General features: G+C 57.6%; 12 protein-coding genes. 9 read left to right on the top strand and 3 right to left on the bottom strand.

What is annotated here, in order from left to right; genetic code table 11:
* The first annotated feature begins 11 nt into the window (after positions 1-11).
* Positions 12-1,319, top strand: coding sequence for a hypothetical protein (locus XH98_RS38380; RefSeq protein WP_220006289.1), 1,308 nt, complete (start codon positions 12-14; stop codon positions 1,317-1,319).
* Here the strand turns inward: XH98_RS38380 and XH98_RS38375 are convergent, their stop codons facing one another.
* Positions 1,320-2,420 (bottom strand): glycosyltransferase family 2 protein, encoded by a 1,101-nt coding sequence (locus XH98_RS38375; RefSeq protein ID WP_271621666.1) that lies wholly within the window; start codon positions 2,418-2,420, stop codon positions 1,320-1,322.
* 438 nt (positions 2,421-2,858) lie between these two features.
* Between XH98_RS38375 and XH98_RS38370 the strand changes: the two genes are divergently transcribed.
* The 6 genes from XH98_RS38370 (at position 2,859) to XH98_RS38345 (ending at position 10,499) form a co-directional block, all read left to right on the top strand.
* Positions 2,859-3,137, top strand: a complete 279-nt coding sequence (locus XH98_RS38370; protein ID WP_128935719.1) for a hypothetical protein — start codon at positions 2,859-2,861, stop codon at positions 3,135-3,137.
* A 383-nt stretch (positions 3,138-3,520) separates the two neighbouring features.
* Positions 3,521-4,504: an NAD-dependent epimerase/dehydratase family protein gene (locus tag XH98_RS38365; RefSeq protein WP_220006287.1), complete on the top strand. Its 984-nt coding sequence runs from the start codon at positions 3,521-3,523 to the stop codon at positions 4,502-4,504.
* Between the two features lie 636 nt (positions 4,505-5,140).
* A complete protein-coding gene (locus XH98_RS38360; protein WP_271621665.1) occupies positions 5,141-7,555 on the top strand; it encodes a polysaccharide biosynthesis tyrosine autokinase in 2,415 nt (804 codons plus the stop codon).
* Between the two features lie 68 nt (positions 7,556-7,623).
* Positions 7,624-8,265, top strand: coding sequence for a hypothetical protein (locus tag XH98_RS38355; protein WP_220006285.1), 642 nt, complete (start codon positions 7,624-7,626; stop codon positions 8,263-8,265).
* 139 nt (positions 8,266-8,404) lie between these two features.
* Positions 8,405-9,826, top strand: a complete 1,422-nt coding sequence (locus tag XH98_RS38350) for a hypothetical protein (protein ID WP_271621664.1) — start codon at positions 8,405-8,407, stop codon at positions 9,824-9,826.
* A gap of 10 nt (positions 9,827-9,836) precedes the next feature.
* Positions 9,837-10,499 carry a hypothetical protein gene (locus tag XH98_RS38345; protein WP_271621663.1) on the top strand — a complete coding sequence of 221 codons (663 nt, stop codon included), beginning with the start codon at positions 9,837-9,839 and terminating at the stop codon, positions 10,497-10,499.
* 850 nt (positions 10,500-11,349) lie between these two features.
* Here the strand turns inward: XH98_RS38345 and XH98_RS38340 are convergent.
* On the bottom strand, positions 11,350-12,780 hold the full coding sequence (locus XH98_RS38340; RefSeq protein ID WP_271621662.1) for an undecaprenyl-phosphate glucose phosphotransferase: 1,431 nt from the start codon (positions 12,778-12,780) through the stop codon (positions 11,350-11,352).
* A 600-nt stretch (positions 12,781-13,380) separates the two neighbouring features.
* Here XH98_RS38340 and XH98_RS38335 point away from each other — a divergent pair.
* Together XH98_RS38335 and XH98_RS38330 are read left to right on the top strand one after the other, a co-directional pair.
* Entirely contained in the window at positions 13,381-14,118 is a 738-nt protein-coding gene (locus XH98_RS38335; RefSeq protein WP_271621661.1) for a metallophosphoesterase, read from the top strand.
* Positions 14,119-14,427: 309 nt separating this feature from the next.
* The gene (locus XH98_RS38330) at positions 14,428-14,799 is read left to right on the top strand and encodes a hypothetical protein (protein ID WP_271621660.1); all 372 of its coding nucleotides are present in this window, start codon (positions 14,428-14,430) and stop codon (positions 14,797-14,799) included.
* Between the two features lie 25 nt (positions 14,800-14,824).
* Here XH98_RS38330 and XH98_RS38325 read toward each other — a convergent pair whose 3' ends face one another.
* Positions 14,825-15,100, bottom strand: coding sequence for a hypothetical protein (locus XH98_RS38325; protein WP_271621659.1), 276 nt, complete (start codon positions 15,098-15,100; stop codon positions 14,825-14,827).
* Positions 15,101-15,562: the final 462 nt, after the last annotated feature.

The raw sequence follows: 15,562 nt of genomic DNA, 5'->3' as shown, positions 1-15,562 counted from the left end.
CGAGTCCTAACATGGTGAGCCTCGACACATTCCCAGCCAGAACCTCGTCTAACAAGCGCCCTGCAGCAGCGTCAAGCGACGAGAGCAACAGCGTCATTTTCGCGCATATCGCCTTCATTCTGTGCATTTGCATGCAGCGCTTCGGACTCCTCATCGGAACTGGACAGATCTTCTTTTCGCTGTTCGGATTCTTCGCGCTCGTCGCGTGGGGATGGTGGGTTGGTCTGGTGAGCATTCGCGGGCCGCAGACTCTCGCATTCGGACTCGTCGTCGTCTGGTTTCTCTTCAGCGCGGTCGCCGCAGCCGAATCTCCCGATCGCGGTGTCGAGACCAGTGCGGCATCACTTGCGATGGTTCTTGTCACGAATTCGATCTTCCTGTTCGGACCCTCGACGAGATTCTCGAACGAGGCGGTCCTTCCCGTCTTCCTGTTCTATGTTCGCCTGTGCGCCGTTCTGGCAATCGTCCAGATCGTTCTTCAATTCGGCGGAATACGCATCTTCTCGTTCAAGGATGCCATCCCGGCGCTCGATCCGGTCCTCGTCGAGTCCGCCTACAATCAAAATGCGGTGGAATTTTATGGGTCTTTGAATCGGCGCGCGAACGGTTTTTTCCCGATGGAGCCAGGAGCACTATCCCAATTGCTCGCTATAGGTGTGATTGTCGATGTGTTCATTTTGCGGCGACTTGCCTATCTTCCGCTATATGCCATCTCGTACGTGCTCACTCGGTCCGGATCGGGCCTCCTGGTGCTCGTCGTGTCCCTCGGTGCCTATCCCCTGATTGCTCCGCTCAAATCACTGCGGGTTATCGCCATCGGGGCGGCCGTTGCCTTGGTGATCGGCACAACGTATCTCGTTGCACCGGAACCTTTTGATCCCATCGTTAGTAGGCTTGATGAATTCAGTTCAACCAAGTCGAGCGGCTATGCTCGCTACGTCGCACAACTACAGACCTGGGACTATCTCTTTCAGACCGACAGAGTGCTTATCGGCTCCGGGCCCGGCGGGTTGGAACGGTCGCCCGCCTACTTTGGCGGCAGCGGAAATCCCGTTCTCAAGCTCGTCGCGGATTACGGAATTATCGGGCTACTGATTTTCCTGTTCTATCTCGTCCTCTCGATATTCAGGAAAGACAACTCGATGCTCGCATTGACAATGCTGGCCTGCTATCAGCTCGGTGGCGGCAACCTCGCGATGGCTCCATTCCTGATCATGATGGCAATGCTGTGCGTATGGTCGCAGCCGCCAGGCAGCGCCGGCCTGAGGTCGATCCGTCCCAAAGCTGCGTCTGACCGAAGTGTCCCAGCCCTGCCCTGATCATCGAATGATCCGGAGTCGGCCGAGCAACGCGCGCAACCATTTCGGCCGCTGGGCGGGCACGTAGCGCAAACTCACCAGGGCACGACGGAAGTACTGCGGACTGATCAGGATGCAGAAGATCCAAGCCAGCAGCGATATGCGCTGCGATCTTGAGAAACCTTGCGGCGACGCAGCCGCTCCAAGCGCATCGACAGCGATGCTCAATGAACTATCCGCCGCGATTGGATGAAGGTCCGGCCGCAGCTTGAACGACGCTATCCGCAAACAAAGAAATATCAAATTGCTCCTGAGCGCATCGGGTGCAACCGGCAGCTTCTCCGTGCGCGCGATCTCGGAAAAGAACTTGTACCGCCTCCGCGTGAGGTCGATCTCTCTCGCAAAGCGGGTATCGTCGAGTTGAAGGAAAGCCCCGTGATTGAGGCCGTGCACGCGATAGTCCGCCAACGGTTTGGTGATCGTCACGATCTCGCCACATGCAGGAGCGGCCGCCAAAAGATAACTGTCCGGAGCTCGATCAATGAAGTCGGACTCAAAGCCGAAGACACGCTCGACAAACCATTTCGGGTAGGCATTTCCTGACCCGGGCGGCGTCGGATAAGCGCCGGTTGTTGCCATCCATTTGCGGACGTCCTCCGAGGACGGACAGGAGAAGTACTGCGGCAGGACATTTCCGGTCGGCTTCCCCTCGGCATCGATCACGCGCATCTGAAACTGATATTTGCTCGCGGCTTTGGACCAGACGGATACGATCTCCGTCATCACATCAGGATGCAGGGCATCGTCCGAGTCGAGAAATATGATGATATCGCCGGACGACCTGCGAAAGCCGTTCACACAGGACATCATCTGCCCGGCGTTCGCCTGGCTGATGATTGTGACTTCGTCTGCAAATTCGTTGATGACGTCGAGTGAATGGTCCGTCGACCCGTCATCGACGACGATCACTTCGATGTTTGGCCATCGTATGTCCAGCGCGCTGCGGATCGCGGATCCCACGTAAGCTGCATAATTGTAGTTCGGAATGACGACCGAGAGGCGCGGCAGGGTCGCCAGTTCGACTTCCGGCAACTCAGCATGTCCTGGTATCTTCTTCAACATTCGCCGCTCAGAATACTCGCGTTGTAAGTACGTCGCATGACGCCGACAGAACATCACCGTCGACGGACGTCAGACACCCAATCCAGGAAGGTGCAGCCTCTAGCACGTGTTTTCAAGCGCAAGGAAGAGGCACGATTCCTTCCGCAATCCGGGAACCATTTTGCCTGTCATTCTGTTGCCGCAACTGCAAATCTATCCTGCCGCCGACAATCGCGGCTTCTTTCGGGAGCTGGTCCCAACTCATGGATGTGCAGAGCAGTGAAGATACATGATAACCGATCTAGGCGCTCAGACGGTTATGCGGCGATATGTGTAGCTATCGCTTCATCGCTCCTCGCAACGATGGCAAACGCTCAAATTTCCGGCTTCGGTCGCACATCTCCTCCGATGTATGGCGGCTCCGGCATTTCCACTCGGCCTTCGAGTTCGATTCGACCGATGGAAGGTACTTTCGCTCCAAATCACACGACAGCGGACGGAAAGCTTTGCATATCGGTCAATCCGTTGACGCACCCCCAAGCCAACAATCCCAAGATCATCGAGCAGATCGTGCTGGTTCAAAACATTTGCGGTCAGTCGATCAGGGTTCGGGTCTGCTACGCGGGAAGTTCCGACTGCATTGTCGTTCCGCTCGCAGGCTACCAGAAACTGCAGAGACTATTGGGGATTGCGGCCGGATCAACGAACTTTCAATTTGAGTATCGCGAGCTCTATTGAGTCGTCCATTCAGACGAAAACCCCTGGTTGCACGCTCAAGAAATGTGCGCGTTGCCGCTTGCAACGCCACCGCATTCGGGATCGCCAAGATGGAACTGAAGTTTCCGCGTTCACACGCGCTGCCTCTAACGATCTTGTTATCGCCGCATCAAAAGCGCACGACTAACCAATTGCTGCCCCGATTTGCTCGCATATCCAGCAGCGAAAGCGCTCGCGGTCGCGAGCGGGCGTACTGCGTGTCAAGCGATCCTGGTCTGTGCAGGCACAACTCTTGCAACGCCGGTCGTGCAGTTTTCCAATGCGCGCGCTCGATCGTCAGCAAGCCTTGAACCAAAGTTCGTCGCAGTTGATTCAGCACATTCACTCACGTTGACCTCGCGCACATGTCCCATCCCACCCAGGCTATTGTATTTGGAGGCGCAGGCTTCATCGGTACACATCTGATGACGCGAATGCTCGCTTCCGGCCGCTACGACCGGATCGTCTCAGTGGATATCGCGAAGCCCAGGGCGCACGTCGAAGGCGTCGAATATGTCCATCATGATGTCCGTGAGCCAATCGACCCGAAACTCGGTGGCGGGGTGCCTGCCGATATCTTCAACCTCGCCGCGATCCATGTCACCCCGGGTCATCCGGACGGCGACTATTATTATACAAACGTGCTGGGTGCGGTGCACGTCTGCCGATTTGCGAGAGACACTGGCAGCCGGAATGTCATCTTTACCAGCTCGATATCGGTCTACGGTCCGACGGAAACCCCACTAACCGAAGATGCGACGCCAGTCCCCGTCAGTGCTTATGGGCGTTCAAAACTCTCGGCCGAAGCAATCCATCGCCTATGGCAGTCGGAGGACCCGGACAGGCGGCTGACCATCGTGCGCCCCGCAGTTATCTACGGGCGCTACGAGCGAGGCAATTTCACGCGATTGTCGAGGCTTCTCGAAAGGCGGGCCTTCATCTATCCCGGCCGAACCGACACCATCAAGTCGTGCGGCTACGTGAAGGACCTGGTCTCGTCGATGCTCTTCATGGCGTCTCGCAACGACAGTTTGTCGATCTACAATTTCTGCTATGAGCACCGTTACACCATCAGCGAGATTTGCTCCGCCTTCTCTGCAGCTGCCGAATACCCAAAGCCGACGATAACGATTCCGGTATGGCTCATGAATCTCGCCGTGCTTCCATTCGAGGTGCTGCAAGCTGTCGGCATCAAGACCGGCATCAATCGTGACCGGATCAAGAAGTTGTGGTTTTCTACGAACATTCTGCCGAAGCACCTGATCGCAAGCGGGTTCAAATTCGACTACGATCTGGCAAGCTCGCTTGTGGATTGGAATCGGGAATCCTCCATGAAAGATTTTGATTGAGGTCTCGTTGGCTTGATCATTCAAGTGCCCGGAGATCGGAGATTCACCGGCGGAACTTCAAAGCCGACCCTCGCCACCATAGCGGACGAAACCAGACTCGTTCGCATTCCGGTGCCTCATTCGGTCGTGACCCTGAGACCGGATTCGCCTTGCCTGCTGCAGCTGCTCGATCCCCATCCTTGTCCGTCACACTCAGGCCGATATTGCATCGCAGAATTCGTGGCCGGTCGGGCGCTGTTCCACCGGGTCGGCACGCGGGATTCGGGCAACCTGCCCAATTCATGGGCGAACAATGATCTTCTCAGGCCGCGTAGATTGCCTCGATCTTGAAAGTCGCTTTTTGGCGGAGTTGACGGAGATGGCATTATGACGATTTTGCGGCAAGCGGCACCGACAATGGCCCGGCGGCGTTGCCGACACTTCTCTGACCAACAACGTGCCGAACTATCCGGCTAGGTGTTCTCGCCGAGGCCTCGATGCCATTGCTCAACTCTCGAGCGCCGCGATCTCGATCACCCGGCGTGTCGAATTCTACCAATGTGCAACTTCTACGCGGTACTTTGCAATTCACGAATTCAACGCGGCGGCAAGGCCAGCCTGATGCCGCATTCACAGAGATTTAGGTAGGCGGGCCGGATGCTTCAAAAGATCACATCTCGCGAGATTGAAACCACCGCGCCGGAGGCTCCATCGCTGGAGCAGACCATCTCCTCTGCGCTTGCGCTGGTGAGCCGCCAGTATCCAGTAATGATTTTCACGCTGCTCCTGTGCATCTGTCTTGCCGGCTTTTACGTGTTCACGGCACCGAAGCGATATACCGGAACGGCCATCCTGATGATCGACAGCCGCAAGATGCAGGGCCTGCAGACGCAAGCGCCCGCGAGCGGCGCAGACAACCCGATCGACTCGGCGATGGTCGACAGTCAGGTCGAACTTCTCAAGTCCGAAGCCATCGCCTCCAAAGTCATCAAGGACCTGAAACTTGCGGAGTCGGCAGACTTCATGAGCGACGGTGGCGGATTGCTCAGCAGCATCAGTAACGCGATTACCAGAATATTCTCCGAGTCGACCCCGCCCACGGAAGAGCAAATACTGCGCGCAGCACTCGCTCGCTTTGCGAGCGGCCTCAGCATCAAGCGCGTCGGCGTGAGCTATGTTATCGAGATATCCTTTCAGGCATTATCGCAGGACCTGGCAGCGCGGATCGCCAACGCGGTCGCCGACGGCTATATCGTGGACTCGTTGGAATCGAAATATCAGGCCTCGAGACGGGCGGCGGTCTGGCTGCAGGACCGATTGAAGGAATTGCGGTCGCAGGCGTCTTCCGCCGAACGCACCGTTGCGGATTTCAAGGCCAAGAACAACATCGTCGACGCCGGCGGGCGACTGCTCACCGAGCAGCAACTCGCTGAAATCAATACTTCGTTGACGACTGCGCGTAGCCAACGTGCGGAGGCACAAGCCAAGCTCGAACGCATCACCGCGATATTGAATGCGGACACCGAAGATTCCAAGGTCATTCTGAATGAACTGGCAACTGTGAGCGAGACGATGGCCAACCCGGTCATCACCAAGTTGCGCCAGACCTATCTCGAGTACGCGGCCAAGCAGGCCGATTGGTCGAACCGGTATGGATCGACACATCTGGCGGTTGTCAATTTACGCAACCAGATGCGAGAAATTCGACGCTCGATCATTGACGAACTGCGACGCACGGCCGAGGTCTACAAGAGTGACCTTGAAATTGCTAAGGCGCGCGAGGAGTCCAGCCAGAAGAGCTTGAACGATACGATCGCGATCTCGAATAATACCAGCCAGGCCCAGATCATCCTGAGAGATCTGGAAAGCAACGCTCAGAGCGCTCGCGCATTGTCGGACAACTTTCTGCAACTGTACATGGTCTCGGTTCAGCAGCAATCGTTTCCCGTTACTGAAGCGAGGGTGATCAGTCAGGCCGCGTCGACTCTTCCCAACAAGACGTCGCCAAGAACGACCCTCATTCTGCTTGCGGCGATCGTGGGTGGGTCGATTCTCGCGGCTCTCGTCGCAATTCTACTTGATTTGATGGATCGCGTCTTCCGCACCGTTTCGCAGGTCGAGCAGTTCGTGGATACCCGCTGTCTCGCTTCGATTCCGGTCATCGAGCAGGGTGCCGTCAAAGCGAATTCCGCTGAATCCGGCAAGGCCGCCTGGAGATTCGGTAAACGCGACAAGCCCAAACCGCAGCAGGCACCGCCGAGATACGGAGCATCTGGCACGACGTTGCCACTACATGGGTCCGCGCCTGGGTTCAGCCACCAGCAGTCGTATCGCGACCGTCTGCTTTCAACCGAGGAGAGCGTCGGGCGGCACGTGATCAATGCCCCGTTTTCACGCTTCGCAGAGGGATTTCGGTCAATCAAGCTAGCCAGCGATTTTGCAAATTTCGGTGCAGGGTCCAACAAGGTCCTGGGGATTACCTCCGCACTTCCGAACGAGGGAAAGTCAACCGTCAGCGAAGCGCTGGCGCAGACCCTGGCGCAAAGCGGGTGCCGTACGCTGCTGATCGATGGCGACATCCGCAACCCAAGCCTCACCGTAAGGCTTACACCGGCTGCTCAGGATGGCTTGATCCATGTCGTCATCGGCCAAGCCGACTGGAGGAACGTGGTGTGGATAGACCCGCAGACGAATCTACATTTTCTTCCTTGTGCCATCACATCCCGCTTCTCGAATTCGAGCGACCTTCTGGCCTCGCAACAGATGGAAGACCTGTTCCAGCAACTACGGCAGCACTTTGATCGCATCGTTCTCGATCTTAGCCCGCTGGCGCCGGTCGTCGACGTTCGAGCGACCAGGGGGTTGGCTGATTCCTATATCCTTGTCATCGAATGGGCGAAGTCGAAAATCGATATCGTCGAGCGCGTGCTAGACGAAACGCCGGTTGTGCGCGAGCGGATGCTCGGTGCGGTTCTTAACAAGGTGAACGTGTCGGTGATGAGCCGCTACGATACGTACGGCGCAGCCTACTATCGCAATCGATACTACAAGAGGTATGGTTACGTCGATTGACGTCAGATGATTGATCCGGACCGGTGGGCAGCGCTTGCCCGATTTTTGACAGGGCCCTTGGATACAACATGAATGATTTGGCGCTAGCGCATGTCAGGTCGGCGCTTCTCATGGCGCGCTCAGTTCTGCTCGGTACCGGTCTGTTGATGACGACGACTCCCGGTCGAGCCGAGCCGGTGCGTCCGGGCATTCTGAACTGCGGGTCTGGCATCAGCGCCGACCAGCGTCGACGTTGCGACGAAGAGGCATTCAAGCAGATCCAGTCCGGCAGCCAATCGACACAGCTTGAGGGCGGATGGCGCCTAGTGAAGAGCAAGAATCCAGACGGCGGCGACGATGCCATTTCAGTGATGCATGTCGTCGATAGTGCCAAGTCGGATACGCGCCTTGCTGGTCTGAGCCTGCAATGCGGGAAGGGCGGCATCGAAATTGTACTCATTGTACTCGAGCCACTGTCCCGCTCGGCGCGACCGAACGTAGCCCTCATGGCAGGAGATAAGCGCGCAGAGTTCCAGGCATCTGTAATCCAGGGCGGCGTGGCGCTCCTACTACCCGCCGACGCCTCGAAGCTTGCTGCCAGCGACTGGCAAACCGCAAACGAACTTGCGGTCGAAATCGGGACTACACCGAGCGCGATCCGCGGCGCGGTGCCGATGGCGGGACTGGCGACGGCTCTCCGTTACTTGTCGCAGTACTGCCATGCTCGATAGTTTAGCTGGTCACGGAAACTGTCATGCCGGCCGAATCCCGTAAATCGACTGCATGTGACGAGTTGACAGGCCGCGTTGTGATGATGCGTCATAGTGGCAACTATCCGGCCATCCATCACCGAGACGACGGTGGCGTCGCGTGCTCGGCTATGCGACGCGTATCAATGTCTCACTCGCGCAATGCTGCGCTCCATTCCCGCTTCCACGTCTCACGGTTCTCCGATTGCTTATCGCTTCCTGGCTTTTGATCACATTGCTGGCCGCGACTCCGATCTTGGCCATCACAAGTGGCTCCTTCGCACAGCATGTGATTTCACTTGCTACTGCCTTGATGATGGCAATGGCAACAAGAGGTCCGGAGGCGCAAATCGCGTCTGCGGCGCAGTTGCTGAAGCAGTTTCTCATTATATTCTTGCTTCCGGTCGTCTGGATGACGTTGCAAATCTTTCCGATGTCTTCGCTTGCGAACCCGATCTGGTCGGCGACTTCGATCGCATTGAATCAGCCATCGCTGCAGGGCAGCATTAGCGTTGATACGGGCGCAACGCTGCAAAGCCTGTTCCTCTATCTGGTCAATGTGTCGCTGCTGGTGTCGACCGTCATCATCACAAGGGATCGCCGTATGGCCGAAACGATCCTGTTCGTATTGAGCGCAGTGACGACTCTCATGTCAGTCGAGTTCCTACTCGGCCGGCTCGATTTATTCGCCGGAATCATTCCCCAGTCCGGCGCAGCTAAGAATCTGTTTCCGGCAGCTGCGGCCCTTGCGATATTGACAAATGGCGCGCTGGTCGCTCGGGCACTCGAACGCCACCTGCACCAGCAGAACATCCACAATCTGGCCTCGCCCCAACTGTGGGTCGGCGTTTTCTGCGGCCTGTTAGGAATTACCGTAGCCTTCGCCGCACTTGCGGCCCTCGAACGACACACATTGGTGGCGGTTACTGGCTGCGGATTGATGGTCCTCGTGTTCATAGCCGCTGTCCGGCGCTTGGGATTTCGCTTTTGGCCCTCGGCTCTATTGTTCTTGGTCCTTGCAGCGATCGCCAGCGCGATGGTTGTGCCGCACTCGCTATCCGGAGGCTTGGGTCTCGTTGGATTCGTCGGCCTCCCCCCGGAAGCAGTTGCGCCGGCAAGGCACCTGCTCTCTGATGCACCGACGTGGGGGAATGGTCTCGGAACCTTTAGGTTGACTTCGAGAGCCTATCAGGAGTTCGGAGCTGCGCTGGCAGACCCTCCCTCTACCGCAGTCTTGATGGCTGTCGAGGCGGGAAGATTGCCGAGCGCCCTCCTGGCAGCGTTCGCCGCCCAGTTCTTACTCGTTAGCTTTCGCGGCGCCGTCCGGCGAGGACGTGATTCCTTTTTCGCGGCCACCGCGGCCGCCGGCGTCGTCGTTGTACTCTGCGAGAGCTTTCTTGACTCAAGCCTCTCAAACCCCACGATTCAAGCGATTGTGGCGATGATGGTTGGAGTTGGACTTGCACAATCCGTGGGACGGACCAGTGGCGCCAACCACTCGGCGGCATCCGCGCACCGTAACACTAGCTTTATATTGAACTAATGCATCGACAATGAGTTCATCGGGCTCCTTTCGCATTCTTTTGATGGCGTTGGCCGTGACGGTCGGATGCTATGCCATTGCGTCGGCCGTGACGGCGCTAGGGCGGACAACATTTCCCGCAGATGCGGCCGAGATTGGGGCGCGGTGGACTGGAGATGCGACCTCAGTGTTGGGAACGCGCTCGCCGTTTGGATCGGAGCTGGAGAGCAATCATTCCTTGATCGGCGCGCTGCAGACAATTGAGTCCGGTCAGCTAGGGCCCACGATCCTACGATCAATAGCGCATACCGACGCTCTCAGCCGAGTCCGGCGGACGCTGTCGACTTCTCCTTACAATCCTGAACTATGGCTGGCGCTGGCGCTGCTTCAGGTCCAGCGCGACCCGCACGATCCGGTCGTGGTCGAGGCCCTGAAGATGGCATATTTCGTCGCACCAAACGACGCGCGATTGATGCCGGTGCGGATCGACATGGTGGCCCACTTCGACGCACTCGCCCTTCCCGATGTCAAGGACCTCGTACGCAATGACATTCGGCTCATCCTGATACGCCGATCTGGGTCGAGATCGGCACTCGTGTCCGCTTATCGGAGGGCATCAAAACTGGGCAAAGCTTTCCTGGAGGATGCCGTTGAATCGATCGACCCGTCCTTCCTGGCGACACTGCGCGGTTGAATTCGGACAGGGCACTCCTGATGAAGTGCGGGGAGCCATCGGCACCGGGTGATGCCGTAGTTGACCGGTTCGTTCATAGGTTACAGAACTTCGATCGTTCAGGAAAAGCGCGCGTTGCCGGGCGTTTTTCTTTTCACGATCAATTCTCTTGCGCTATACGGGGCGGTTCCCGCCGCCGGCGAACTCACCTAGCGCTCGCGCGCGATCCATAAGTCCAGCGCCAACCGAGTCCACAAACGACGGTCATTGTCGTAACCGATGTTTGCGGGGATTGACGAAGGCGGTCGTGGGGCGGTCGTGGGGTGATCGAGACAATCTCGGGAACTCGTCGGCTGAAAGGAGCCAGCTGACGCTGCAACAGCGCTGCGTACCCTTTCCTTCCGCGGTTCCGACGGTTAACTTGATCCCATACTGCTGCACTTCGGTGGGACTGGATGACGATACTTGCCATATTAAGCATCTGGCTGCTGCTCAACGTTTTATTCGTGCTCATCGTGGTTCCTCCCCGCGGGTCGCGATCGCGGCTCAACAGGTCGGGAACAATCCTTGCGCCGGTCCCGATCGAAAAGAATCAAGACCAGCTCGATAGCAACGAAACATTCTCCCTTCGCCACGCTCTCGGATCACTCGCGACGGGAGTCTTTTTCGTCCTGATGCCCCGGGTGATCGCAATACGGGAGGTCATCGTGCGGCTATGGAACAGGACGCGTAGGTATAAGGCCTAAAACTTGGTGATGAGCGCGACGACCTGCTTCAAAGGCTCCAAAAGGAGCTCTCGCCTCAATCCGCATCTAGCTCAGCGCATATGAATGAGTCCGCGCCGCGCCCCGCCAAGGCCGCCCGCGCTGACCTAGTACGCCTCCTGGGAAATGACGGTAGCCGCCGTGCGCGCCATGATTTTCAGGTCGAGCCAAATGCTCCAATTCCTTACATACCAAACGTCATATTCTACCCGCTTTTCCATCAGGTCGATGGTCGGCGTTTCGCCCCGGAAGCCGTTAACCTGAGCCCAGCCCGTGAGGCCCGGCTTCATGTGGTGGCGGTATACGTAATTGCTGATGAGCTCGTCATAATAGTTGTCGTGGGCAAGCGCATGTGGGCGTGGTCCGACCAACGACATGTCGCCGCGCAGCACGTTCCAGAGCTGGGGCAACTCGTCAATGCTGGTCATGCGCAGGAAGCGCCCAATCCTCGTGACGCGCGCGTCCCTCTTGGTTGCCTGAGTAATCGAGTTACCATTCTCGCACACGTACATGCTGCGAAATTTCCAGATGTCAAACGGCTTGCCGTTGAAGCCGCGGCGCGACTGTCGAAAGATCACGCTTCCAGGCGAATCCAGCTTGATCAGAATGGAGACGGTGATCAGCACCGGCGCCAGGGCCACTAGCGAAAACAACGCCAGACCGATGTCGAGGCAGCGCTTTTGGAGACGTTCAAACACGCTGAGCGGTGGTCGCTGAATCTCGATTGCCACCGTGCCGCTGACCGGCAAAAACGGGCGCGATACCAGATCAGCGATCGAATTATCCGGCAAGAGACGGATCGGCTGTGGTACAGCGCGCAAGTGAAGTTCGAGTTGCTGCAACAACGGCAGCTCATTCCAATCAACCGCCAACAGGTACTCCTCGACATCCGCTGCACGGGATTGGAGAATGACATCGCGAATTTGGCTCTCCCAGTTGGTCCCATGGTTGTTCGCGGGAAGCACGAAATGGCGAACCACGTCGAATCCGTTCTTGCGCAGGTCCTTGAAACGGCTCGAGGTGAAATCAAGCGGCTTCAAGCTGAGCAAGGCAACCTTGCGATCGACCAATCGGCCCTTGGCAAAGTTCGTGCCGAGCACCCACTGCCACGCAAAGCGCAGGCTGAGCAACCCAAGGCCGCCAATTCCGGTGAAGACGAGAAACGTGCCGCGGGAGAGATTGTCCGACGATTTCAATAGAAACGCCGCGACCGCAAGGATCGTCAGTGACACCAGCCAGATGATCACCGCTTTGCGCAATTGCCAGACCAGACTGAGCAAACGGTGCGTTGCATACACACCCTGAAAATAGGCGATTGCAACGAACACTGCGCTGACGATCAGTCCGGCGCCGATGGGCGCTCCGTCTCCAGATGACGGCGCGGCGACGCTATAAAGTTCCGACGCCAGCGCATAGCAGAGCAAGATCAGCAAAAGGTCGGCCGCGATGACGAGGAGCTGAAAAGGCTTCTGAAGAGCCGTGCCCCGTGCGGAGGACGTGGCATAGGTGCTATCGGAGCCATAAGTGGCAACAACCATTCGATCCTCTACGTGTGGAGAGTGCCTGGCGGTCATTGTGATGCTGAAGATTTACCGCTTCCAAACGAAGGGTGTTAAGTGATCGCAGCGACATTGTGGCGCTGCATGCAAAACTTTTGCGATGCACGAATGATGTGTCGCGTCGAAATGCGCATCGACAATTCGACCCGCGCTGAAGATCTCGTCACGGTGCTGACATATCGGCGACGCGCTGCCGCATTTTGAATCAAGTTCCATATCCTCGGCGTGCTTTAATGGTCACGCGAGCGCGTCTTCGCTCATCTTTGAGGTTTGAGGCGCTCATCTGTCGCGAGAGCGCGAGGAGTCACTTGCGGGAATACAGATGAATTTCAATCTGCGGCTGCATCACGAGATTTGGAATGAGGCATGCATCTTTGCTATGCAGTTCAGCGCTGCAATTTCCGCGGACTGCTGGAACCCGTCGCAAGGGTAGGCAAGAAGTTCCGCCCTTCTTTTGGCGTGATCAAGCCGGAGAACGAGGACCTACTCCATCCACCACACATTGTTCGTATCAGATGGGGAGTTCTCAGGCGCCGGCGACTTGGGGAAATTTCTCGACCACCTGATCGATTTTGCTCCATGATATCTCTCGCCCGACCACGTCGGCCAATCCACAAGCCGCACTTGCCCGACGGGATTCGCATCTATGCGATCTCGGATATTCACGGCTGTGCGCATCTGCTGCAGCCGATGTTGCGGGTGATCGACGCCGACGTGGCTCGCAGCCGCCCGCACTATGCGATCGAGGTTTTCATGGGCGATTACATCGATCGCGGCCCGGACACGCGCGCCACCCTCGACATCCTGGTCGAGCGTAGTCGCCGGGGCAATGCGGTCTTCCTCAAGGGTAATCACGAGGCATTTCTGGTGAGCGTGTTCGAAGACCCTTCACTGTTCGCGGACTGGATTGCGGTCGGGGGGGCGCAGACATTGATGTCTTACGGGCTCGCCCCGCCGGATTTGAAGCGCGAGGAGCCGACGTCGATCCTGCGCGATTTGATTCGCGCAATGCCGACTGAGCATCTGGAATTCCTGGACAATCTGCGGCTTAGCTTTACGTGCGGGGATTTCTTCTTTGTGCATGCGGGCGTTCGACCCGGCGTGGCGCTATCCGAACAGCAAGAGAACGATCTTTTGTGGATTCGTAAGGAGTTCTTGGAGAGCAAAAAGCATTTTGGAAAATATGTCGTGCATGGTCACACGCCGGTGCGCAGCGCCGACGTACGGTATAACCGCGCCAACATCGACACCGGCGCCTATGCTACCGGCAATCTCACTCTGATGAGTATCCAGGGAAGCAGCATGCTCGCGGTGTGACATGGCGACAAGCGCTTGCCACGCGGGAAACGGCTTCCAAGGTTGGAACGGCTGGCGGTCGCATCAATCAACCTCTAGTTAAGCCGCAGCGCTCTCTCCCGGCGCATACGTGTCTGGGCGATCCAGTCACTCCAGGCGCGTTCATGCTTGACGTAAAGCTCCACCCAACGTTCGCCATGCCTGGCCTGGCGGACGCGCGCCGCCTCGCCGAGCAGGTCGGCGCCGGGACGTGTGTCCGGCCTGTCCAGCGCCTCGAACTCGCTCGTTTAGTTCGAGGACTGGATTGCCTTCGGCGGGACCCAGACGTTGATGTCCTACGGGCTCGCTCAAGCGCGACGAGCCGGCATCGATCCTGCGCGACTTGATTCGCGCGATGCCGACCGAACATCTGGAATTCTCGACAATCTGCGGTTGAGCTTCAGTTGCGAAGACTTCTTTTTCGTCCACGCCGGCGGTCGTCCGGGCGTTCCGCTGGCCGAGCAGACCGAGCGCGATTTGCTCTGGATCCGCGAGGAGTTTCTGCGAAGCGACGAGCAGTTCGGAAAATATATCGTCCATGGCCACACGCCGGTCCGGAGCGCCGAATTTCTGGCGAACCGCGTCAACATCGATACGGGCGCCTATGCCACGGGCAATCTGACCTTGATGAGCATCCAGGGAAGCAGAATGCTGGCGGTGTGACATCGGATGCGAACGAGCCGATGGACTAGTTGAGCAAGTGAGTCGTCAGCCGAGTGCGGGTCTCGGCCATCCAATGGCTCCAGGCCTGCTCGTGTTTGACGTAGAGCTCGAGCCAACGCTCGTTATGCTTGTGCTCACGAATCCCAGACCCATTGGCGAGCAGATCAGCGCCCGGGCGGCCTTGCCCACTCTCGAGAGTCTCGAATTCGATTGTCTCGGAAATCGTCAGGCCGACCAGAACACGTTGGCCGGCACCGTCCTTGATGTAGCGCCGCGGAGCATCCTTCTTTGGCTCGCTCATGTCGTCGTCCCCTGGATTGATACGAAACGCGTCTACGGCGTGACTGGGCGATCCTAGAAAGCCCGTCGCGTATGTCCGAAAGTCGAAATCGGAGCAGGTCTCGCTGATGAGCGTGAGGCGGAGGGGAACAAGTTTGCCAACTTACGGCGGACACGCCAGGCGCGTAATGCGTATCCCAACGCTAGCCCGGAGCAGAAGAACGATGCGGAGACAGAGGCAGAAACCATTGAATGCGTCCTGAGGAATCTGACACTCATCAAGAGTGAGTAGTGTGTCGACATCATGATTTCTGGCGCCGAAAGATTGATCACGTGAGATCTTTGGTGTGCAGCGTCGGACTCGATCTTCACCGCACACCTGCACTTATCCCTTCGGAGTTGCACGACGATTCCTGATATGGCGCTCGGCGCTCTGATCCGGCCGATCACGACTGCGCACGGGCTCCATGCCCCGAAGACAGAT

The sequence above is a fragment of the Bradyrhizobium sp. CCBAU 51745 genome (genome assembly GCF_028128715.1).
In the GTDB taxonomy this organism is placed as follows: Bacteria; Pseudomonadota; Alphaproteobacteria; order Rhizobiales; family Xanthobacteraceae; genus Bradyrhizobium; species Bradyrhizobium manausense.
Note: the sequence above shows the minus strand (reverse complement) of the source record. Positions and strands in the feature narration are given on the sequence as shown.